This window comes from Pseudomonas sp. CP-1, assembly GCF_021213715.1.
GTDB classification, from domain to species: domain Bacteria; phylum Pseudomonadota; class Gammaproteobacteria; order Pseudomonadales; family Pseudomonadaceae; genus Pseudomonas; species Pseudomonas aeruginosa.
On record NZ_JAJQKY010000003.1, the window covers coordinates 237,771 to 258,464 of the forward strand.

Annotated in this window: 19 protein-coding genes; 7 read left to right on the forward strand and 12 right to left on the reverse strand. The window is 66.7% G+C overall.

What is annotated here, in order from left to right; all coding sequences use genetic code 11:
• Positions 1 to 53: 53 nt before the first annotated feature.
• From LT948_RS08075 to LT948_RS08095, 5 genes are all read right to left on the reverse strand, one after another.
• Positions 54 to 770 carry an ABC transporter ATP-binding protein gene (locus LT948_RS08075; RefSeq protein ID WP_003095563.1) on the reverse strand — a complete coding sequence of 239 codons (717 nt, stop codon included), beginning with the start codon at positions 768 to 770 and terminating at the stop codon, positions 54 to 56.
• Entirely contained in the window at positions 767 to 1,639 is an 873-nt protein-coding gene (locus tag LT948_RS08080) for an ATP-binding cassette domain-containing protein (RefSeq protein WP_003095566.1), read from the reverse strand. Before LT948_RS08080 ends, LT948_RS08075 begins: the two co-directional genes overlap by 4 nt.
• The gene (gene livM / locus LT948_RS08085; RefSeq protein WP_003099983.1) at positions 1,636 to 2,913 is read right to left on the reverse strand and encodes a high-affinity branched-chain amino acid ABC transporter permease LivM; all 1,278 of its coding nucleotides are present in this window, start codon (positions 2,911 to 2,913) and stop codon (positions 1,636 to 1,638) included. Before livM ends, LT948_RS08080 begins: the two co-directional genes overlap by 4 nt.
• Before the next feature lie 10 nt (positions 2,914 to 2,923).
• Complete coding sequence (locus tag LT948_RS08090) at positions 2,924 to 3,838, reverse strand: ABC transporter permease subunit (RefSeq protein WP_003095571.1); 915 nt, start codon at positions 3,836 to 3,838, stop codon at positions 2,924 to 2,926.
• 234 nt (positions 3,839 to 4,072) lie between these two features.
• Positions 4,073 to 5,197, reverse strand: coding sequence for a branched-chain amino acid ABC transporter substrate-binding protein (locus LT948_RS08095; protein ID WP_003135508.1), 1,125 nt, complete (start codon positions 5,195 to 5,197; stop codon positions 4,073 to 4,075).
• 619 nt (positions 5,198 to 5,816) lie between these two features.
• Here LT948_RS08095 and LT948_RS08100 point away from each other — a divergent pair.
• Together LT948_RS08100 and LT948_RS08105 are read left to right on the forward strand one after the other, a co-directional pair.
• Complete coding sequence (locus LT948_RS08100; RefSeq protein WP_003095575.1) at positions 5,817 to 6,755, forward strand: LysR substrate-binding domain-containing protein; 939 nt, start codon at positions 5,817 to 5,819, stop codon at positions 6,753 to 6,755.
• Positions 6,756 to 6,811: 56 nt separating this feature from the next.
• The gene (locus LT948_RS08105) at positions 6,812 to 8,437 is read left to right on the forward strand and encodes a methyl-accepting chemotaxis protein (RefSeq protein ID WP_003095577.1); all 1,626 of its coding nucleotides are present in this window, start codon (positions 6,812 to 6,814) and stop codon (positions 8,435 to 8,437) included.
• Between the two features lie 46 nt (positions 8,438 to 8,483).
• On the opposite strand, the gene LT948_RS08110 is transcribed toward LT948_RS08105, so the two are convergent.
• Positions 8,484 to 9,179 (reverse strand): NUDIX domain-containing protein, encoded by a 696-nt coding sequence (locus LT948_RS08110; protein ID WP_003095579.1) that lies wholly within the window; start codon positions 9,177 to 9,179, stop codon positions 8,484 to 8,486.
• Between the two features lie 14 nt (positions 9,180 to 9,193).
• On the reverse strand, positions 9,194 to 9,796 hold the full coding sequence (locus tag LT948_RS08115; protein ID WP_073657330.1) for a nicotinate-nicotinamide nucleotide adenylyltransferase: 603 nt from the start codon (positions 9,794 to 9,796) through the stop codon (positions 9,194 to 9,196).
• A 109-nt stretch (positions 9,797 to 9,905) separates the two neighbouring features.
• Between LT948_RS08115 and LT948_RS08120 the strand changes: the two genes are divergently transcribed.
• The 4 genes from LT948_RS08120 (at position 9,906) to choE (ending at position 13,680) form a co-directional block, all read left to right on the forward strand.
• Entirely contained in the window at positions 9,906 to 10,565 is a 660-nt protein-coding gene (locus LT948_RS08120; protein WP_003141693.1) for a nicotinamidase, read from the forward strand.
• Positions 10,566 to 10,567: 2 nt separating this feature from the next.
• Complete coding sequence (pncB, locus tag LT948_RS08125; protein ID WP_023096208.1) at positions 10,568 to 11,767, forward strand: nicotinate phosphoribosyltransferase; 1,200 nt, start codon at positions 10,568 to 10,570, stop codon at positions 11,765 to 11,767.
• A gap of 28 nt (positions 11,768 to 11,795) precedes the next feature.
• Positions 11,796 to 12,623, forward strand: coding sequence for an ammonia-dependent NAD(+) synthetase (gene nadE, locus LT948_RS08130; protein WP_003109458.1), 828 nt, complete (start codon positions 11,796 to 11,798; stop codon positions 12,621 to 12,623).
• A 133-nt stretch (positions 12,624 to 12,756) separates the two neighbouring features.
• Positions 12,757 to 13,680, forward strand: a complete 924-nt coding sequence (gene choE, locus LT948_RS08135) for a cholinesterase ChoE (RefSeq protein WP_004347688.1) — start codon at positions 12,757 to 12,759, stop codon at positions 13,678 to 13,680.
• Positions 13,681 to 13,748: 68 nt separating this feature from the next.
• Here the strand turns inward: choE and azu are convergent, their stop codons facing one another.
• On the reverse strand, positions 13,749 to 14,195 hold the full coding sequence (gene azu / locus LT948_RS08140) for an azurin (RefSeq protein ID WP_003095591.1): 447 nt from the start codon (positions 14,193 to 14,195) through the stop codon (positions 13,749 to 13,751).
• 275 nt (positions 14,196 to 14,470) lie between these two features.
• Between azu and LT948_RS08145 the strand changes: the two genes are divergently transcribed.
• A complete protein-coding gene (locus LT948_RS08145) occupies positions 14,471 to 15,058 on the forward strand; it encodes a TIGR00730 family Rossman fold protein (RefSeq protein ID WP_003109460.1) in 588 nt (195 codons plus the stop codon).
• Between the two features lie 12 nt (positions 15,059 to 15,070).
• Here the strand turns inward: LT948_RS08145 and LT948_RS08150 are convergent, their stop codons facing one another.
• The 4 genes from LT948_RS08150 to LT948_RS08165 all read right to left on the reverse strand — a co-directional run bounded on the left by LT948_RS08150 (position 15,071) and on the right by LT948_RS08165 (position 20,488).
• Positions 15,071 to 15,766: a peptidoglycan DD-metalloendopeptidase family protein gene (locus LT948_RS08150; RefSeq protein ID WP_003095596.1), complete on the reverse strand. Its 696-nt coding sequence runs from the start codon at positions 15,764 to 15,766 to the stop codon at positions 15,071 to 15,073.
• A 186-nt stretch (positions 15,767 to 15,952) separates the two neighbouring features.
• Positions 15,953 to 16,804, reverse strand: a complete 852-nt coding sequence (locus LT948_RS08155) for a mechanosensitive ion channel family protein (RefSeq protein WP_003095599.1) — start codon at positions 16,802 to 16,804, stop codon at positions 15,953 to 15,955.
• Between the two features lie 250 nt (positions 16,805 to 17,054).
• Complete coding sequence (locus tag LT948_RS08160; protein ID WP_003100003.1) at positions 17,055 to 17,990, reverse strand: transglutaminase family protein; 936 nt, start codon at positions 17,988 to 17,990, stop codon at positions 17,055 to 17,057.
• Entirely contained in the window at positions 17,990 to 20,488 is a 2,499-nt protein-coding gene (locus tag LT948_RS08165) for a circularly permuted type 2 ATP-grasp protein (RefSeq protein WP_033951291.1), read from the reverse strand. Before LT948_RS08165 ends, LT948_RS08160 begins: the two co-directional genes overlap by 1 nt.
• Positions 20,489 to 20,694 lie beyond the last annotated feature (206 nt).

Here is a 20,694-nt window from a genome sequence, read left to right on the forward strand (position 1 = left end):
TCGCTGCAGGACAGCGCCCGCCCCGGCGGCCAGAGCGCCGAGGCGGGGCGCGCTCAATGTCCGCCGAGATAGGCGTTGCGCACCTCCTGGTTGCCGAGCAGTTCTTCGCCGCTGCCGCTCATGCGGATTTCCCCGGTGACCATCACGTAGGCGCGGTCGGAGAGCTTCAGCGCATGGTTGGCGTTCTGCTCGACGAGGAAGATGGTCATGCCGCTCCTGGCCAGCTCGCGCAGGGTCTGGAAGATCTGCTTGACCACGATCGGCGCCAGGCCCAGGGAGGGCTCGTCGAGCAACAGCAGCTTCGGCCGGCTCATCAGCGCGCGGGCGATGGCGAGCATCTGCTGCTCGCCGCCGGACATGGTCATGGCGCGCTGGTTGCGCCGCTCCTTCAGGCGCGGGAACAGCTCGAACATGCGCTGCATGTCCTCCTCGGCGTGGTCCATGCCGATGGGAATGGTACCCATCAGCAGGTTTTCCTCGACGCTCATGTCGGGGAACACCCGGCGTCCTTCCGGCGACTGCGCGATGCCGTTGGACGCCACGTAGTGCGCCGACTTCTGGCGGATGTCCTGGCCGCGATAGAGGATCTGCCCGGCCGCCGCGCGCGGCTGGCCGAAGATCGACATCAACAGCGTCGACTTGCCCGCGCCGTTGGCACCGATCAGGCTCACCGTCTCGCCCTCGTTGACCTGCAGCGAGACCTTCTTCAGCGCCTGGATCGGCCCGTAGAACACGTCCACCTCACGGAATTCCAGCAACGCCGCGCTCATGACAGCTCCTCTTCGTCGGCACCGAGATAGGCGGCGATCACCTTCTCGTCATGGCGGATCTGTTCGGGGTTGCCACGGGCGATCACGTCGCCGTGGTCGAGCACGATGATGTGGTCGGAGATGTTCATCACCATGCCCATGTCATGCTCGATCAGCAGTACGGTGATCCCGTGGTGGTCGCGCAGGTAGCGGACGATGTTGCTCAGGGCGTGGGTCTCGGCCGGGTTGAGGCCGGCGGCCGGTTCGTCCAGGCAGATGAGTTCCGGCCGCGTGCACATGGCCCGGGCGATCTCCAGGCGCCGTTGCTGGCCGTAGGACATCTCGCCGGCCAGGCGGTTGGCGCAGTCCACCAGGTCGACCACCTCCAGCCAGTAGAACGCGTGGTCCAGCGCCTCGCTCTCGGCGCGGCGATAGCCGGGAGTGTTGAGGATGCCGGCGAGCAGGTTGCGGTTGACGAACATGTGCTGCGCCACCAGCAGGTTCTCCACCACCGACATGTCCTTGAACAGGCGGATGTTCTGGAAGGTCCGCGCCAGCCCGGCGCGGTTCACCAGGTGGGTGCCGCCGAACATCTTGTAGTAGAGGCGACTGCCCAGTTGCGGCGGCTTGACGAAGTCGTCCAGCTGGAACGGCTCGCCGAGCACCTGGATGACGTCCGTGGTGCGCCCCTGGGTGTTGAGCAGGATGTTGCCGCCGGTGGCCTTGTAGAAGCCGGTGAGGCAGTTGAACACGGTGGTCTTGCCGGCGCCGTTGGGGCCGATCAGCGCGGTGATCGAACCGCGCTCGACGTCGAGGTTGACGTCGTTGAGCGCCTTGATGCCGCCGAAGTGCATCATCAGGTGCTCGACGCTGAGGATCTTGTCGCTCATGGCGCCACCCCCTTGCGCGGGGCGAAGCCCACCCGGCTGATGCGGATCAGCCCGCGCGGCCGCCAGATCATCATCACCACCATGAGTATCCCGAGCAGCAGCACGCGGATGTCGGCGAAGCTGCGCAGCAGCTCCGGCGCCACGGTGAGGACGAAGGCGGCGATCACCACCCCGACCGTCGAGCCCATGCCGCCGAGCACGACGATGGCGAGGATCAGCGCCGACTCGAAGAAGTTGAACGAGGACGGGTTGACGAAGCCCTGGTAGCTGGCGAAGAACACCCCGGCCAGTCCCGCGGTGGAGGCGCCGAGCATGAACGCCGAGAGTTTCACCAGCACATGGTTGAGGCCCATCGCGCGACAGGCGATCTCATCCTCGCGCAGCGCCTCCCAGGCGCGCCCGACCGGCATCCGGGTCAGCCGGTGCTTGATGTAGAGCACCAGCAGCACGACCAGGAACAGCACCACGTAGATGAACAGGAACTTCATGTTGGGGTTGTAGGCGATGCCGAGGAACTCGTGGATCGGCACCCCGCCATCCTTGGCCCGGCGGCCGAACTCCAGGCCGAGGAAGGTCGGCGCCGGCGCCGGCATGCCGTTCGGCCCGCCGGTGAAGGACAGCCAGTTGTTCAGTACCAGGCGGATGATCTCGCCGAAGCCCAGGGTGACGATCGCCAGGTAGTCGCCATGCATGCGCAACACCGGGAAGCCGAGGATCGCCCCGGCCACCGCGGCGGTCAGCGCGGCCAGCGGCAGGACGGTCCAGAAACCCAGGCCGAGGTACTGGTAGCCCAGCGCCAGGCCATAGGCGCCAATGGCGTAGAAGGCCACGTAGCCGAGGTCGAGCAGCCCGGCGAGGCCGACCACGATGTTCAGGCCCAGGCCCAGCAGCACGTAGATCAGGCCGAGGATGACCACCGCCAGCAGGTACTTGCTGGCGAAGAACGGGAAGATCACCGCGGCCACCAGGATCAGCGGCACGATCCAGCGCAAGCGGGTCTTGTAGCCCGGCGGCAGGACGTGGACGCCGCTGCCAGCCCCCTCGAAGCGCTCCAGCACGGCCCGCCCGCCGCGGGTCTGCAGGTAGAGGCTGAGCAGGAAGCGCCCGGCCATCACGATCGCGATGATCCAGCCGACCCGCTCGTAATGCAGGTTGAAGCCGTAGCCGTCGAGGACCACGCCGACGATGGGGCCGAACACCACCAGGGCGATCAACCCGGAGAGCACGGCATCGAGGACGCACTGCTTGAGATCGATGGAAGTCTCGTTGCTCATCGTCGTCCCCTTACACCTTGGCGATCTGCGGGCGGCCGAGCAGGCCCTGGGGACGGAAGATCAGGATCAGTACCAGCAACGAGAAGGCGAACACGTCCTTGTAGTCGGTGTTGACCATCCCCGAGAACTGCGCCTCGGCCACTCCCAGCACCAGGCCGCCGAGCATCGCCCCGGGCAGCGAGCCGATGCCGCCGAGCACCGCCGCGGTGAACGCCTTGATGCCGATGATGAAGCCGGCGTAAAAGTCGAAGGTGCCGTAGTTCATGGTGATCAGCACCCCGGCCAGGGCGGCCATCGCCGCGCCGATGACGAACACGTAGGAGATCACCCGGTCGGTGTTGATCCCCAGGATCGAAGCCATCTTGCGGTCCTGCTGGGTCGCCCGGCACATGCGCCCGAGCTTGGTGTAGCGGATCACGTAGGTCAGCACTGCCATGCCGATCAGCGAAGCGATCAGGATGAACAGCTTGGTGTAGGTGAGCTGGACGAAACCGTCGCCGACGTGGAATTTCAGGGCGCCGTCGAGCAGGGTCGGGATCCCCTGCTGGCGCGGTCCCTGTGCCACCTGCACGTAGTTCTGCAGGATCAGCGACATGCCGATCGCCGAGATCAGCGGCGCCAGGCGCGTGGAGTTGCGCAGCGGCTTGTAGGCGATGCGCTCGATCACCCAGCCGTAGGTGCAGGTCACCAGCACGGTGAACAGCAAGGTGCCGAGGATCAGCAGCGGGAAGTTCTGCAGGCCGAAGAAGGCCAGCAGGGCAAGGGCGATGGCCGACAGGTAGGCGGAGATCATGTACACCTCGCCGTGGGCGAAGTTGATCATGCCGATGATGCCGTAGACCATGGTGTAGCCGATGGCGATGAGGCCGTAGACCGAGCCGAGGGTCAGCCCGTTGATCATTTGCTGGAGGAAGATGCCGTCCATTTTTCAGTCTCTTCAGGGCGAATCGCGACGGCCTTTGTAAGGCGCGCCGGCGCTCGCCGGTGAAAGCGGACGGGTGCTACTGAAACGGCCCCGGATCGCGGGACTCCAGACCGACCACACGCAGACGTCTTCGGTGAATCCGCACTACGGCGGCAAGCACGGGCGAGCACTTCAGCAGCTCCCGGACTTACCCATGCGCCGAGCCTGTGCCCGGCGCATGGCGGTCGAGCGCGATCAGGGCAACTGGTGGTACTTGCCCTTGTCGTCCCACTCGTAGACCACGTAGTCGGAGACTTTCAGGTCGCCCTTCTTGTCCCATTCCTTCTTGCCCATCACGGTCTGCACCGGATGCGACTTCAGCCACTCGGCGGCCTTGGCCGGATCGTTGGCGCCGGCGCCGTTGAAGGCCGCCGCCAGGGACTGGATCGAGGCGTAGGAGTAGAGGGTGTAGCCTTCCGGCTCGAAACCGCCGGCACGGAACTTCTCCACCACCGCCTTGCCGTCGGGGATCAGCCGCGGGTCGGCGCCGAAGGTCATCAGCACGCCCTTGACGTACTGCGGACCGCCGGCGGTGGTCGCCAGTTCGTCGGTGACCACGCCGTCGTCGGACATGAACCTGGCGGTCAGTCCCTGTTCACGCATCTGCCGTACCAGCGGACCGGCTTCCGGATGCAGGCCGCCGAAGTAGACGACCTCGGCACCGGAGGCGCGGATCTTGGTAACCAGCGCGTTGAAGTCCTTCTCGCCGCGGGTCAGGCCCTCGTAGAGAACCTCTTTCACGCCGAGCTTGTTCAGTTGCGCCCTGGTGGCGTCCGCCAGGCCCTGGCCATAGGTGTCCTTGTCGTGGATCACCGCGACCTTCTTGGCCTTCAGCACCTTGACGATATAGTCGCCGGCGACCACGCCCTGCTGGTCGTCGCGGCCGCACATGCGAAACATCCCGGAGAGTCCGCGCTCGGTGACCTGCGGGTTGGTGGAACCGGGGGTGATGGCGATGATCCCGGCCTCGTCGTAGACCTCGGATGCGGGGATGGTCGAAGAAGAGCAGAAATGGCCGACCACGGCGATGGCCTTGTCCTGGTCTACCAGGCGGTTGGCCACGGCCACGGCCTGCTTCGGTTCGCAGGCGTCGTCGGCCTTGACCAGCTTGATCTTCTCGCCGTTGATCCCACCCGCCGCGTTGATGTCTTCCGCCGCCTGGGACGCGCCGCGCCAGTATTGCTCGCCGAAGGAGGCGTTGGCGCCGGTATGCGGTCCGGCCACGCCGATCACGACGTCGGCCAGCGCATGCGTGGAAAGACCCATCACGGATGAAACCGCGAGAGCCAGGATGCCTTTTCTGAACAGCTTCTTGGACATGGGGTGTTGCTCCTGAGGATGATGTTGGCGCTCGTAACTACGATGTTGTTGTTGTGTTTCGCTCAACAGGCAGAGCAAGCGGCGTGCCATTCGTTTTTTTCCTGAGTGGCCGGCCACAAGAACTTTAGCCCTCCTTTCCGTTTTTATCTTTGTTATTGGAAATCAGTCATTTAGACATTTCTCCGAATCCCCTTCGGAGAGCTACAGCCCAGGCTTCACAAGGCCTGAACCGTTCCTAGGAATAACTCTACAACGATATTGAAGCGGTTAGAAACTGCACGTCACTGGTGCGCTGCACGCACTAATTGAGGTCCTCTTTTTCAATAAAAGTGCAGGACAGAGCGGTTTTTAAAATTAATATGAACATGAACTTCCCGGGATTCGGTACTTGGCGGAAAAAGTCGATTCGAATACGACATGGACATATCCGTGAGCGACGCCACGTTCGGCGCAAAGCGCTGTGACGGATTCGTCATAAGCCAGCGAATGCTCTATCGCGAGACTTGCCGGCAGTAATAAGCGTCGCCCGGCACTCCGGCAAGCGAGCTTTCCTCCCCACGTCATTCCGTTTATTCATATAACGCGTTCCGCCCGCTCCACCCGCGCCAGGAAACCCTCCATGCTGAACAAACGCCGCCTGCCGTCGATGACCGCCCTGCAATGCTTCGAAGCGGTAGCCCGGCACCTGAGCTTCACCCGCGCCGCCGAAGAGTTGAGCCTGACCCAGAGCGCCATGAGCAAGCAGGTCGCGCAACTCGAGGAGCAGTTGCAGCACGCCCTGTTCCGCCGGGTGCGCAAGCGCTTGCAACTGACCCCGGCCGGCGAGCTGTACCTGGCCGAGGTACGACGCATCCTGCAGCAGGTAGAGCTGTCCACCCGCTTCCTGCTTTCCTACGGCGGCGAGACCGAAGTGCTGCGAGTGGCGACCCCGCCGACCTTCGGCGCGCGCTGGCTGATCCCGCAACTGAACGGCTGGCGCCACCGCCACCCGAACATCCACCTCGACCTGCGCCAGGAACTGGAACCGGACGACCTGCGCCAGGGCCATTGCGACCTGGCGTTCTTCTTCGGCCCCGGCACCCTGCCGGGCGCCGAGTGCATACGCCTGTTCGGCGAACAACTGGTGGCGGTCTGCGCGCCATCCCTGCTGCCGGCCGGCGGACTGGACGAACCGACCCAACTGGCGGGGCTGGTGCTGCTGCAGAACGCCAGCCGCGCGGAGGCCTGGCACGACTGGTTCGCCAGCCTGGAGCGAAATTGCCAGGGTTGCTACCACGGTCCACGCTTCGACACCTTCTACATGTGCATCCGCGCCGCCCAGGCCGGTTGCGGGGTAGCCCTGCTACCGCGCTTCCTGGTCGAGGAGGAACTCGCCGAAGGCAAGCTGGCGATCGCCTGGCCGCACGCCCTGCCCAGCCAGGAGGCTTACTACCTGGCCTATCCCGAGCATGCCGCGGAAGTCCCCAAGGTGCGCCATTTCATCGAGTGGATGGTAGAGCGCCTGGAGCAGGAGCAACCCTCAGCGGGCCCCCGCCAGACGCGCCACGGCCCGGTTTGACGTTTCCGCTGCGCGGAACCATCTTTACTCTCACTCGGTTCACCTCGGAACGTCCCATGCTCACTGGCGTCACGGTTCGAATCCGCCTGCTGGTCCTGGCGTTGCTGCCCCTGACGATGCTCGTCACGGTCATCGCGATGGCGCTGGCCAACGCCAGTCGACTCGATGCCAGCTTCCAGGACCTTTTCAACAACCGGATGAAGCCCATCAGCCAGCTCAAGATCGTCGCCGACGCCGTTGCGGTCAGCGTGGTCGACGCCCTGCACAAGTACCGTGCGGGTGTCTTCGATGAAGAGCGCCTGCAGCAGGAGTTGAGTGGGGCGCTGTCGCGCATCGAGAAGTCGTGGGCCGACTATTCCGCAGACCACCGGACTGCCGCCGAGAAGGAAATCATCGAGTCGCTGGTCCCCACCCTGGAACAGGTCAAGCGGATGACCCTGGCATACGGCGAGCAGGCCAGGGCCGGAAGCCTGCGAAACGTCGAGGCCGGAACGTTCAATCGCGAGATGTATGGTGCGTTCGATCCCCTGGGAACCGCGCTGTCGACGCTGATCGACCTGCAGCTCAGCGAAGGCGCCAAGCTCAACGAGCAGATGGAGAAACGCTACGACTCCATGCGCACCACCTTCCTGCTCATCGGCGCCGCAGCCCTGGTCCTCATCGTCGCCGCGGCCTGGTTCATCAGCCTGTCGATCATGCGCCCGCTTTCCGATCTGCGCGGGGTAATCCGCCGCGTGCAGGACTCCTCGAATCTCACGCTCCGCGCCGATGCGCGCGGGCGCGACGAAGTGTCCGATACGGCGCGCGCATTCAATATGATGCTGGAAAGCCAGCAGGCGCTGCTCCGCCATCTCGCCGAAACGGCCAGGAAGCTGACCGTCACCTCGGACGAGATGAGCGCCATCAGCAACCAGGTCAGCCATGTCGCCACGTCCCAGGGCGACCAGACCGACATGGTCGCCACGGCGGTACACCAGATGAGCATGGCGGTCCAGGACGTGGCGCGGAACGCCCAGGCCGCCGCGGCCAGCGCGGAATCGGCGAACAGCGAGGCGCACACCGGAACCGGCCTCGTGCATGCGAACCTCGACGCCATCCAGGGCCTGTCGGTCATGGTCGGAGAGGCGGGAGCCGTCATCGACACGCTGCGCAACAAGACCGAGGAAATCAGCACCGTTCTGGAAGTCATCCAGAACATCGCCCAGCAGACCAACCTGCTCGCCCTCAATGCCGCGATAGAAGCCGCACGGGCGGGCGAGGCCGGACGCGGGTTCGCGGTGGTCGCCGATGAAGTGCGCAGCCTGGCCACCAATACGCACAAGGCCACCGAAACCATCCGCGAGATGATCGAAGCCCTGCAGGCAGGCGCCAGCAGCGCGGTCAGCGTGATGCAGCAGTCACGCGAGCAGGCCCAGGTCAGCGTCCAGCGCGCCCACGAGGCGGGAAAGGCGCTCGGTCTCATCGCCCAGGCGATCGAAGGCATCGCCCAGAGCAACGCGCAGATATCCACGGCGACGGAAGAACAGACCGCCACCGCGAGCGAGGTCAGCCAGAACATCGACTCGCTCAATGCCAGCATCGGCGAAGTCGCCGAGGGCGCGGTGAAGACCTCCACCTCCAGTGTCGAGCTGGCGAAGCTGGCAAACGGGCTGGAGCAGCAGATCCAGCGCTTCACCGTCTAGCAAGCGCGGCAGGGAGCGGCCTCACCGGCCCTGCCGCACCCGTTTGTCAGGACGCCAGCAGGCTGCGGTCGAAAACGAAGGCGCCGCCCGGCTTCGGGGTGAAATGCAGGACGTGTTGCGGGCGCCCCATGGGCGGACGCTGGCGTTCGCCGGTGTCCTCGACCCAGCCAGCCTCCTTCATCCGCTCCAGGCGGCCGCGCAGGCTGGAATGCTGGACTTCCTGGCCGATGGCGCACTCGAAGGCCTTCAGCGCCTCGGCCACGGTGAAGCGCGGCGCCAGCAGGAACAGCGGCAGGGCGCTGTACACCGACTTGCTCGCCAGGCGCTCGCAGGCCTGCTGTACCAGTTGGGCGTGGTCGAACGGCAGGGCGAAGCGCTCGCTGCGAACGTCGCGCAGCGGCACGAAGTCGAGGTCGTCGTCCTCCACCCGGGTGTCCGGGCCGACCAGCACCAGGTAGAACACGCTCAGCGACCAGCCGCGCGGGTCGCGTACCGCGTTGCCGACCGTGGCCACCTGCTCGATGTAGGCCGGCTCCAGCCGCGCCTTGTCGCGCAGGGCGCGCACCGCCGCGTCGTCGAGGCTGTGGTCGGCGCTGCGGCCGTTGACCAGCACGCCGGGCAAGGCCCACTGGCCGGCGAAAGGCGCCTGGGCGCGGCGGATCAGCAACAGCTCCAGTCCGTGCCCGGGGTTCAGGCGCAACGCCACGATATCCACGCTGGCCAATACTTCCGCTGAACTCATCGTCACTCCTCTCTTCAGACCGCCTGGCGTTCGCCGCCATAGCAGTGCAGTTCGTCCTTCACTTCCGGCAGGCACCAGGCCTCCGGTATCGCCAGTCCTTCGCGCAGGCGCTGGCGGATCATCGAGCTGTGCAGCGGCAGCCGCTCCTCCGCCACCAGCCGGCCGAAGCGCCAGCACAATTCGGCGGCGCGTTCGAAGCGCGGCAGCTCCGCCTCGTTGTCGGCGCCGATCAGCAGGGCGATCCGCGCTGACGCCAGGCCGCTACGCGCGGCCAGCGCTTCCAGCAGGTCGATGCTGTAGACCGCCGGACGATCGGGCATCAATCCTGCTTCGATCGGCTCGCAATACACCCGCCGCGGATCGATCCGCCGGGCCAGCCGCGCCAGCCAGCGGCAGCGCAGCTCGAAATCGCCCATGCGCTTGCCGAAGGCGTGGCGGTGGCTCGGCACCAGGGCGACCCGTTCGGCGTAAAGCAGCGCCCGGCGGATCACCGACTCATGGCCGGGGTGCGGCGGGTCGAACGCCCCACCATAGACCGCGAGAGCGAAGTCGGGGGCGCGTCCGCCGCTCATCCCGGCAGGCAGTCGGCGAATCCGGTAACTTATTTCATCACGCATAGAAAATACCTTCCACTGCGAAATTTTGTAGTACAAGTGCTTGACGACTTATTTCACGTGATGAATTATGTACCCACATTCAGCCCCAACCCGTCAAGCGGAGGCTTCCATGAATCGCCCCAGCAAGATCGCCAGCTTCGATGTCGACGCCCAGAAAGGCTTCACCCCGCTGTGCCCGGACGAACTGCCGGTGCCCGGCGGCGACGCCATCGGCGCCGCCCTCAACCAACTGGCCAGCCGCGCCGCGCTGCGCCTGGGCAGCAAGGACGCGCACAGCCCGAAGGCTGCCTGGGTAGTGGAAAGCGCCGAGCAGATGCTGCGGCCGCTGGCCTATCCGGATGCCGACCTGACCTGGGTGAGCCACTGCGTACCGGGTACGCCGGGTTTCGAGCTGCTCGACGAACTGCCGCGGCCGATCGACTACGACTTCTTCGTCTGGAAGGGCGTGGAGCCGGACCTGCATCCCTACGGCGCCTGCTACCACGATCTGGCGGAACGCCGCAGCACCGGGGTCATCGAATACCTGAGGCAGAATGGCGTGAGCCATGTGCTGGTGGGTGGCCTGGCGCTGGACTACTGCGTGAAGAACACCGCCCTGCAACTGCGCCGCGCCGGTTTCGAGGTGCTGCTCTACCTGCCCGCCTGCCGGGCCATCGCCGAGGACACCGCGCAGCGGGCCTGCGACGAGATGCGCGACGCCGGGGTGATTCTCTGCGCCGACCTGGAACGACTGGATAGCGCCCTCACCGGCGCCGACAAGGAGAAGTGAACATGGCCGAAAGCGTCTTTGCCGAGCGCATCGTGCAGAACCTGCTCGATACCGATTTCTACAAGCTGACCATGATGCAGGCGGTGCTGCACAACTACCCCAACGCCGAAGTGGAGTGGGAATTCCGCTGCCGCAACGCCGAGGACCTGCGTCCGTACCTGGCGGAGATCCGCTACCAGATCGAGCGCCTCGCCGAAGTCGAGGTAACCGCCGACCAACTCGCCTTCCTCGAACGCATCCCGTTCATGAAGCCGGACTTCATCCGCTTCCTCAGCCTGTTCCGCTTCAACCTGCGCTACGTGCACACCGGCATCGAGGATGGCCAACTGGCAATCCGCCTGCGCGGCCCATGGCTGCACGTGATCCTCTTCGAGGTGCCGCTGCTGGCCATCGTCAGCGAGGTGCGCAACCGTTATCGCTACCGCGAAGTGGTCCTGGAACAGGTCGGCGAGCAGCTCTATCGCAAGCTCGACTGGCTCTCCGCCCAGGCCAGCAGCGAGGAACTCGCGGAATTCCAGGTCGCCGACTTCGGCACCCGCCGGCGCTTCTCCTACCGCACCCAGGAGGAAGTGGTGCATATCCTCAAGCGCGACTTCCCCGGGCGCTTCGTCGGCACCAGCAACGTGCACCTGGCCCGCGAGTACGATCTCAAGCCGATCGGCACCATGGCCCACGAATGGCTGATGGCCCACCAGCAGCTCGGCCCGCGGCTGGTCGACAGCCAGCAAGCGGCGCTGGACTGCTGGGTCCGCGAGTACCGCGGACAGCTCGGCATAGCCCTGACCGACTGCATTACCATGGATGCCTTCCTCGACGACTTCGACCTGTACTTCGCCAAGCTCTTCGACGGCCTGCGCCACGATTCGGGCGACCCGCTGGCCTGGGCGGAGAAAGCCATCACCCACTACCGCCGCCTGGGTATCGACCCGCTGAGCAAGACCCTGGTGTTCTCCGACGGGCTGGACATGCCCAAGGCGTTGCAGCTGTTCCGCGCGCTACGTGGCAAGATCAACGTCAGCTTCGGCATCGGCACCAACCTGACCTGCGACATCCAGGGAGTCGAGCCGATGAACATCGTCCTGAAGATGACGGCCTGCAACGGCCATCCGGTGGCGAAGATATCCGACGCCCCGGGCAAGACCCAATGCCGCGACGAGAACTTCGTCGCCTACCTCCGCCACGTCTTCAACGTGCCGGCCTAATCCTTTCGCACCTAACGGGAGCCCGAACATGCAACAGATCCAACGCGACATCGCCCAAGCCCTGCAGGTCCAGCCGCCGTTCCAGTCGGAGGCCGACGTGCAGGCGCAGATCGCCCGGCGCATCGCCTTCATCCAGCAGTGTCTGAAGGATGCCGGGCTGAAGACCCTGGTGCTGGGGATCAGCGGCGGCGTCGACTCGCTCACCGCCGGCCTGCTGGCCCAGCGCGCCGTCGAGCAACTGCGCGAGCAGACCGGCGACCAGGCCTACCGCTTCATCGCCGTGCGCCTGCCCTACCAGGTGCAGCAGGACGAGGCCGATGCCCAGGCTTCGCTGGCGACCATCCGCGCCGACGAAGAGCAGACCGTCAACATCGGTCCTTCGGTGAAAGCCCTGGCGGAACAGCTGGAAGCCCTGGAAGGACTCGAGCCGGCGAAGAGCGACTTCGTCATCGGCAATATCAAGGCGCGCATCCGCATGGTCGCCCAGTACGCCATCGCCGGCGCCCGCGGCGGCCTGGTGATCGGCACCGACCATGCCGCCGAGGCGGTCATGGGGTTCTTCACCAAGTTCGGCGACGGCGCCTGCGACCTGGCTCCGCTCAGCGGCCTGGCCAAGCATCAGGTACGCGCCCTCGCCCGCGCCCTCGGCGCTCCGGAGAACCTGGTGGAGAAGATCCCCACCGCCGACCTCGAGGACCTGCGCCCCGGCCATCCGGACGAGGCTTCCCACGGCGTCACCTATGCCGAGATCGACGCCTTCCTGCACGGCCAGCCGCTGCGCGAGGAAGCCGCGCGGGTGATCGTCGACACCTACCACAAGACCCAGCACAAGCGCGAACTGCCGAAGGCGCCCTGAGCCTCCCGGCCCGTGCGGCAGGCCCGTCGTCGACGGGCCTTTGTCGCGGGCGGGAATGTGCCTGTCGCAACCAGGTCTTCAAGTCCGCGCGGCGGCGCGCTAGAAGGAAGCTGAATCCCTGCGAAGGCCAGCCATGCGCACCCGTCTCCCCGCCCTGCTCCTCGGTGTCCTGCTGGCCGGCCAGGCCTGCGGACACACGTCCCCGCTGCTCGCGCCGGTACGGCAGATCCACGCCTTCGGCGACAGCTATTCGGACAACGGCGAAAGCCAGCGACTGACCCGCGAGATGCTCGCCAAGGGCATCGCCGGCGCCCAGGCATTGCCCGGCGAAGTCTACTGGCAGGGCCGCTGGAGCAACGGCCCGACCGCCGTCGAGGTGCTCGCCCGCCAGCTCGGCGCACAACTGGCCGACCATGCGGTGGGCGGCGCCAAGAGCGGAGCGGACAACTACTACGGCTGGATGAGCGCCTACCGCCATACCGGCCTCGCCGGCCAGGTCGACGCCTACCTCGCCACGCTGGACGGCAAGCCGGCCGACGGCCAGGCGCTGCACTTCATCTTCGTCTCCGCCAACGATTTCTTCGAGCACGAGGATTTCGCCGGCGAGCAGACCCTGGAACAACTGGCCGGCAGCAGCGTGGCGAACATCCGCGCCGCGGTGCAGCGTCTCGGAGAGGCCGGCGCACGACGCTTCCTGGTGGTCAGTTCGACCGACCTGAGCGTGGTCCCGGCGGTGGTCGTCGGCAACCGGGTCGAGCGTGCGCAGCGCTACCTGCAAGCGGTCAACGCCAGCCTGCCGATCCAGCTCGCCGCCCTGCGCAAGACCCGCGGCCTGGAGCTGAGCTGGTTCGACCATCTCACCTTCAGCCGCCACTTGCGGCGCAACCCGGCACGCTACGGCCTGGTGGAACTGGACGCGCCCTGCCAGCCGACCCAGCCCAGCGTCCGCCCGGCCTGCGCCAACCCGGACCAGTACTACTTCTGGGACGAGTGGCATCCGACCCGGCGCGTGCACCAACTGGCCGGCGAGGCGATGGCGGCGCGCTACGCGCGCTGAGCCCGGCGCGCACCCATGAAAAAGCCCGGCAGCGGCCGGGCTTTTTCATGCAGCGGATCGCTCGCGCATCACTTCAGGGTCAGGGTGCCCTTCATCAGCGCGGAGTGGCCCGGGAAGGTGCAGAAGAACATGTACTGCTCGCCTTCCTTCAGCTTGGAGACGTCGAAGGTCACCGAGTCCTTCTCGCCCGAGCCGATCAGCTTGGTGTGGGCGATGACACGGCTGTCGTCGGGCTTCAGGTAATCCTTGTCCAGGCCGGAAGCCATGCCGTCGGTGACCACGCCCTGCATGTCGGCGGCGGTGCTCAGTACCCAGTTGTGGCCCATGACGTTCTTCGGCAGGTTGCCGGGGTGGGACAGGTTGACGGTGAACTGCTTGCAGCTCTTGTCGACGGTGATGGCATTGGTGTTGAACTGCATCTGGTCGTTACCCTGGATGTCCACCGAGCACTCGGCAGCCAGCAGCGGCGCACTGAGCAGGGACAGCAGGGATACCGCAGCGAGTTTACGTAGCATGGAGCAGCCTCCTAGGCAGGTTGGGCGATGAATCCTGAAAGAGCAGACTGCCCGATCGGGCACCGAGTTCCACTGATTCAGGTCAAACCCGAACCGGACGTGGCGGGGCATCGAGCGGGATCTGCCCGGCGTTTACTACGGGGAACTCCTGTTTTAGCACAGATGTGCCGCTTCGCGCCTGCGACGCAACGTCCGGCAACGCTTCGCACGGCTTGGTCGAAGCGCTCCCAGCCGCTACCCTGTGCGCCTTTTTCCACCCCCGACAGGAGTCGATCATGACCTTGCGTTCCGTCTGCGTATTCTGTGGCGCCAGCCCCGGCGCTTCCCCGGTCTACCAGGAAGCCGCCGTGGCACTCGGCCGGCACCTGGCCGAGCGCGGCCTGACCCTGGTCTACGGTGGCGGCGCGGTCGGTCTGATGGGCACCGTGGCGGACGCCGCATTGGCCGCCGGCGGCGAAGTGATCGGGATCATCCCGCAGAGCCTGCAGGAGGCCGAGATCGGCCACAAGGGCCTGACCCGCCTGGAAGTGGTAGACGGCATGCACGCGCGCAAGGCGCGCATGGCCGAGCTGGCCGACGCCTTCATCGCCCTGCCCGGCGGGCTCGGCACCCTGGAAGAGCTGTTCGAGGTCTGGACCTGGGGCCAACTGGGCTACCACGCCAAGCCGCTGGGCCTGCTCGAAGTGAACGGTTTCTACGATCCGCTGCTGACCTTCCTCGACCACCTGGTCGACGAACGCTTCGTCCGCGCCGAACACCGCGGCATGCTGCAGCGCGGTGCCAGCCCGGAGGCGCTGCTCGATGCCCTCGCCGCCTGGACGCCAAGCGTGGCGCCGAAGTGGGTCGACCGCACCCCGCAGTGATCCGCTCCTCTCTCAGGACGGCGGCAGCAGGCTCAGCGGATCGAGCGGCCGGCCGTTCTGGCGGATCTCGAAGTACAGCTGCACCCGGTCGGCATCCGAGGAACCGGCCTCGGCGATCTTCTGGCCCTTGCTGACCATCTGCCCCTCCTTCACCAGCAAGCGGCTGTTGTGCGCGTAGGTGCTGGTGTACGAGGTACCGTGCTGGATGATCACCAGGTTGCCGTAGCCACGCATGTTGTTCACCGCGAACACCACCTTGCCGGCCAGCGAGGCCTGTACCGGCTGGCCCAGGGTGCCGGCGATGCGGATGCCCTTGTTGAGCTTGTCGGAACTGGAGAAGCGGCGGATCACCGGCCCCTTCATCGGCCACTGCCAGCCGCGCAGGGTCACCGACGGCGGCGGAGGCGGCGGCTTGCGCGCACGGCTGCTCGACGAGGAGCGGCTGCTGGCGACGTAGGTCGACTTGCGCCCGTCGAAGCGCACTACCTGGCCGACCTTGACCGCGTAGGGCGGGCGGATGCCGTTGGCGCGCGCCAGGTCCTTGTAGTTCCAGCCGTGCCGGGTGGCGATCGAATAGAGGGTGTCGCCGCGCTTGACGCGATACTCGCCGCGCACGACCTTCGGCACCGACGCCCCCGGGCCGGGAGCCTTGGAGCTGCACGCGGATACCGCCAGCAGGACGGCGATCAAGAGCAATCTGAAGAACACACGGAATCCTTTTCCCGATGAAACCCGGCCGGCTGCGGCGACGGTTGCAGGCCCGCACTATACCTTGTTCGCCGGGGTGCCCGTTGGACTCGCCGATGGCCCGTTTTCTCCGCGCGGCCCGCCACCCGGTCCGCGCACAAACGCCAACGCCCCGCAGGACGGGGCGTCGGTGCCGAGCGGGAAACGTCAGGCGCCGGCGGACTGCTGCACGATCACCGTCTGCGCCGGCATCGGTGCCGGGAAGTCGGCGCCGAGGGCGTCCTTGATCACCTTGTTGGTATCGAAATAGACCTGCCAGTAATGGTCGTTGTGGCAATACGGGCGCACCGCCAGCACCGGCCCGACCAGGTTGAACTCGAGGATTTCCACGTCCACCGGCGGCTCGCCGAGCACGTTGGGAATCGCCGCGACGCGCTGCTTGAGCAGGGCGATGGCCGCCTGGTAGTCGGCGGCACCGGAAAGCTGCGCCTTCAACTCGACCCGGCGGAACGGGTTGTGGGTGAAGTTCTGGATGTTGTCGCCGAATATCTTGTTGTTGCCGACCATGGTCAGCACGTTGTCCGGAGTGTTGATCGCCGTGGTGAACAGGCCGATCTCCTTCACCGTGCCGGTCACTCCGCCGGCGCAGATGAAGTCGCCGACCTTGAACGGCCGCAGGACGATGATGAAGCCGCCGGCCGCCAGGTTCGCCAGCAATCCCGACCAGGCCATGCCGATGGCCAGGCCGACCGCCGCGATCAGCGCCGCCAGGCTGGTGGTCTGGATGCCGAAGAAACCGAGGATGCCCACCACCAGCAGCACGTTCAGGGTCACCGTGATGAACGAACCCACGTAGCGCAGCACGGTGGGATCGACCTTTTGCCGCTCGAGGGATTTCTGCACCATGCCGACGGCGAAGCCAATCAGCCAGCGGCCGATCACCCAGAAGGCGATGGCCGCGAGAATCTTGATGCCGAAGGCGAAGGCGTACTGGGACACCGTCGCCCAGAGCGCGTTGATCTTCTCGGTACCTACGTTGACGATCGTCGTGTCATCCATATCGCTCACCGTGCGCAAGGAAGGAGTCTGGCTCCGTACGAGAACCGCCCCTGGCACCGGAAAGGCAGGCTCCGGCCCTTGGCCCGACAACGTCCGTAGCGGATTCTGGAAAAGCTAGCACGGCGCCGCGAATTTGCCGGAGCACCGCTTCGTTGTCCCCAAACGGCGTGGGCGAGGCTGTGGACAACCTGGGTGAAAAGGTCCGGGAGTCCCGGGCGGCAGGGCCTCCGCGGGACCGATCACTTTTTGATCAGCCGGCTGTTTCCTGTAGCGGCAGCACCGTCACCCGCACCTCCGGGTCATGGCTACCGCCACCGAGGATCACCCCGCGCAGCGGCGACACATCGGAAAAATCCCGCCCCCAGGCCAGGGTGATGTGCTCCAGGTCGGGCAACAGGTCGTTGGTCGGGTCGAAGTCCACCCAGCCGTTCTCCGGGCAATACAGCGAGACCCAGGCATGCGAGGCGTCGGCGCCGATCAGTCGCGCCTGTCCGGGCGGCGGGCGGGTCAGCAGGTAGCCGCTGACGTAGCGCGCCGCCAGTCCGCGCGCGCGCAGGCAGGCGAGCATCAGGTGGGCGAAGTCCTGGCAGACCCCGCGACGGCGCTCCAGCACTTCGTCCAGCGGCGTCGCCACCTGGGTGGCCTGCGCATCGAAGGCGAACTCGCGGAAGATCTTCTCCATCAGTGCCGCCGCCGCCACCAGCAACGGCCGTCCGGGCGGGAAGCAGTCGGCGGCGAACTCGGCGAATCGCCGCTGGATGCGCACATAGGGCGACTCGACGCGATAGCGGCAGGCTTCCAGCTCGGCGGCGGACAGCGCCCGCCCGGAAAATGCCAGCCCGGCGGCGACGGTTTCCCATGCCGGCGACGCGGTCAGTTGCGCCGGCGCATGGGCGAACACTTCGACCTGCAGTCGCGCGCTGACCCGCAGCGCCTCGTGGGGACGCTCGAAGGCCAGCCGGCTCAGCGGATTGCCGAATGCGTCGTGGCCATCCTCGCGCCGGCTCGGCCCCGGCTCGATCAGCAGTGCCCGCTCATGACAGGCCTGCCAGGCGCATTCGCGTGGCCAGAGATGCGCCAGTTGCCGCGACAGCGAGACCGGCGTCGCATAGCGGTAATGGGTGTCGTGCAGCACCTGGTAGCGGGCGCCCTGGAGCGGAACGGAGCGAAGCGCGGGTGCGGACATCAGGTGGATACCGTTCTCTGGCTGACATCGTCGACATGGGCGAAATAGCGCAAGCCTAGCCGATCGGAGACCTGTCCGGCGCAGGCGGCGATGTCGCGCAGCAGTCGCGCCAGCCCGACGAGCACCTCGTCGAGTCCTGCCGCGCCGAACAGCGGGCTTTCCAGGGCCGCCAGATCGAAGCTGCGCAGGCGTTCGCCCAGGGTCCTGAGTTCCCGCTCGCGTGGCGCGCCGAACTCCTCGTGCAGGCGCTCCAGCGAACGCTCCAGGGCCTGCAACTGGAAGCGCAGCGAGTGCGGGTTCTGCTCGTGCAACAGGAGCAGGTCGAGCACCGGGACCAGTTGCGGCGACGCCAGGTAGCGCGAGCGGTAGGTGATGCCGCTGTTACCCAGTTCCAGCAGCCATTCCAGCGCGCCGGCGTCCCAGGCGCTACCGCCGTCGAGGAAGGCGGCGATGCTCTCGGCGAAGAAGCGCACGCGCTCGATGCGCCGGCCGATCATCAGGAAACGCCAGCCGTCGTCGCGGGTCATGTCGTCGAGGGCGAAACCGGACAACGCGGCCAGGGACATCACTAGCCGGTTGAGGAAGTCCAGCGCTTCGCCGAGGTCGGTGCGTGCCGGATCGAGCGCCTGCATGTCGCGTTGCAGCTCCAGCAAGGCCAGCCAGTTCTCCCCGGACAAGCGCCCGCGCACCTGCGCCGCCGCCCAGTGCAGGCGCCGCAGGTTGGCGCACAGGCTCGCCGGCCAGTGCTCGTCGAGCAACGCCCGCAACAGGCACCTTTCCAACGGCTCGCCATCCCCGGGCAGCAGGCCGATGCCGCCGGCCAGGGCCAGGGCGCTGCGCAACGCCTCTTCGTCGCCATCGGCATCCACGTAGCGCGACAGCACCACCCGCAACAGGCGCGCATGGTCGTCGCAACGCTCGGCATAGCGGCCGTACCAGAACAGGTTCTCCACCACCCGCGACGGCAGGTAGGGGTCTTCGCGGACCAGGTCGCGCACGCCGAGCCGGCGCGGTCGCAACGGCTCGCCGCCGACTGCTCGCTCGGCCAGCACCCAGGTGTCCTTGCTCGCCCCGCCGCGTTGCATCGACACCACCTCGGCATCCGCCGCCGAGGCTACGCGGGTCAGGCCGCCGGGCATCACCCAGTAGCGGCCGTCGCTGGCGGCGACGGCGAATACGCGCATGCCGATGGCCCGCGACTGCAGGCCGACGCCGGCCTTGCCGTCGCGCCAGACCGGTGCCTGGGACAACTGCGCCAGGCGTTGCGCCACGTAGGCCTGCGGGCGCTCGCGCAAGCGCTCGCCGAGGGATGCCAGGCCGGCACTGTCGAGGGCGTGGCCGAACAGCGGTTCGCAGCGCTGGCCGGGAAAGGCCGGCTTGATCACCAGGTCGGGCAGTGCCGCGAGTATCGCCTCGAGGGCTTGCGGCTCGCCGCACCAGCGGGTGTCGAGCGAGGGCAGCGCCAGTTCCTCGCCGAGCAGGCGGCGACAGGCCTGCGGCAGGAAGCCGAGCAGGCCGGGCGACTCCAGCACTCCGCTGCCCAGTGCGTTGGCCACCAGCACGCGTCCCTGGCGTACCGCCTCGAGCAGGCCGGGAATGCCCAGCGCCGAGTCGGTACGCAATTCCAGCGGATCGCAGAAGTCGTCATCGAGGCGCCGCAATACCGCATGCACCCGTTTCAGGCCGCCGAGGGTCTTGAGATAGAGGGTGGCGTCGCGCACCGTCAGGTCATGCCCCTCGACCAGCGGGAAACCGAGCTGGCGCGCCAGGTAGAGATGCTCGAAGTAGGTTTCGTTGAAACGTCCGGGAGTCAGCAGCACCACCAGCGGCGTCTCGCCGTCGCCGGCGGCCTGGCTGGCGAGGGTCTCCTGCAGGGTGCGGAAATACCCGGCGAGATGCTGCACGCGCAGGTCGCGATAGAGTTCCGGCAAGGCCCGCGAGACGATCTGCCGGTTCTCCAGCGCATAGCCCGCGCCGGACGGAGCCTGGGTGCGGTCGGCAAGGACCTGCCAGCGTCCGTCGGCATCGCGCGCCAGGTCCACGGCATAGCTGTGCAGGAAGATCCCGCCGGGCGGCCGGATGCCGAGCGCCGGCCAGAGGAAGTTCGGATGGCCGAAGACCAGTTCGCTGGGCAGCAGCCCTTCGGCGAGCAGACGCTGCTCGCCGTACAGGTCGGCCAGCAGCGCGTTGAGCAGCCGAGCACGCTGTGCCACGCCGGCGGCGATCGGCTGCCACTCGGCGGCGGACAGCAGGTTCGGCAGAAGGTCCAGCGCCCAGGGGCGGTCGGTGCCCTTGGGATCGGCGTAGACGTTGTAGGTGACGCCGTTCTCCTGGATCTGCCGTTCCACCAGGGCCTGGCGCTGGCGCAGTTGCTCAGGGCTGCTGCGCTCCAGTTGGCGGAACAGCCGCTGCCAATGGGGACGCACGCCACCCTGGCGATCGAGCAGCTCATGGTAGGCCGTATCGGTGAACGGATAGTGGGCAAGCAGCTCGGGCATCGAAGGCTCGCGGGGCTGGGGTTGCGGTCACTGTAGCGGAGTCGGCGACGCGCCGCCGGAGCGAAGCGACGAGGCGTTGCCGGGTCCGCCAGCGCGGTTCTCCGCGAAGACCGGGTTGCCCCGGAAGCGCAAGACTTGTGCCAGCGCCGCCAGCCCCGGGCGGCCAGGAGGTCGCGCCACGGCGATGCACCGCGACGGTGCGCGAC

Excerpts from the sequence above, each read along its gene's own strand:
- LT948_RS08075 (WP_003095563.1), bottom strand. The coding sequence starts at position 770 with ATGAGCGCGGCGTTGCTGGAATTCCGTGAGGTGGACGTGTTCTACGGG.
- LT948_RS08080 (WP_003095566.1), bottom strand. The coding sequence starts at position 1,639 with ATGAGCGACAAGATCCTCAGCGTCGAGCACCTGATGATGCACTTCGGC.
- livM (WP_003099983.1), bottom strand. The coding sequence starts at position 2,913 with ATGAGCAACGAGACTTCCATCGATCTCAAGCAGTGCGTCCTCGATGCC.
- LT948_RS08090 (WP_003095571.1), bottom strand. The coding sequence starts at position 3,838 with ATGGACGGCATCTTCCTCCAGCAAATGATCAACGGGCTGACCCTCGGC.
- LT948_RS08095 (WP_003135508.1), bottom strand. The coding sequence starts at position 5,197 with ATGTCCAAGAAGCTGTTCAGAAAAGGCATCCTGGCTCTCGCGGTTTCA.
- LT948_RS08100 (WP_003095575.1), top strand. The coding sequence starts at position 5,817 with ATGCTGAACAAACGCCGCCTGCCGTCGATGACCGCCCTGCAATGCTTC.
- LT948_RS08105 (WP_003095577.1), top strand. The coding sequence starts at position 6,812 with ATGCTCACTGGCGTCACGGTTCGAATCCGCCTGCTGGTCCTGGCGTTG.
- LT948_RS08110 (WP_003095579.1), bottom strand. The coding sequence starts at position 9,179 with ATGAGTTCAGCGGAAGTATTGGCCAGCGTGGATATCGTGGCGTTGCGC.
- LT948_RS08115 (WP_073657330.1), bottom strand. The coding sequence starts at position 9,796 with ATGCGTGATGAAATAAGTTACCGGATTCGCCGACTGCCTGCCGGGATG.
- LT948_RS08120 (WP_003141693.1), top strand. The coding sequence starts at position 9,906 with ATGAATCGCCCCAGCAAGATCGCCAGCTTCGATGTCGACGCCCAGAAA.
- pncB (WP_023096208.1), top strand. The coding sequence starts at position 10,568 with ATGGCCGAAAGCGTCTTTGCCGAGCGCATCGTGCAGAACCTGCTCGAT.
- nadE (WP_003109458.1), top strand. The coding sequence starts at position 11,796 with ATGCAACAGATCCAACGCGACATCGCCCAAGCCCTGCAGGTCCAGCCG.
- choE (WP_004347688.1), top strand. The coding sequence starts at position 12,757 with ATGCGCACCCGTCTCCCCGCCCTGCTCCTCGGTGTCCTGCTGGCCGGC.
- azu (WP_003095591.1), bottom strand. The coding sequence starts at position 14,195 with ATGCTACGTAAACTCGCTGCGGTATCCCTGCTGTCCCTGCTCAGTGCG.
- LT948_RS08145 (WP_003109460.1), top strand. The coding sequence starts at position 14,471 with ATGACCTTGCGTTCCGTCTGCGTATTCTGTGGCGCCAGCCCCGGCGCT.
- LT948_RS08155 (WP_003095599.1), bottom strand. The coding sequence starts at position 16,804 with ATGGATGACACGACGATCGTCAACGTAGGTACCGAGAAGATCAACGCG.
- LT948_RS08160 (WP_003100003.1), bottom strand. The coding sequence starts at position 17,990 with ATGTCCGCACCCGCGCTTCGCTCCGTTCCGCTCCAGGGCGCCCGCTAC.
- LT948_RS08165 (WP_033951291.1), bottom strand. The coding sequence starts at position 20,488 with ATGCCCGAGCTGCTTGCCCACTATCCGTTCACCGATACGGCCTACCAT.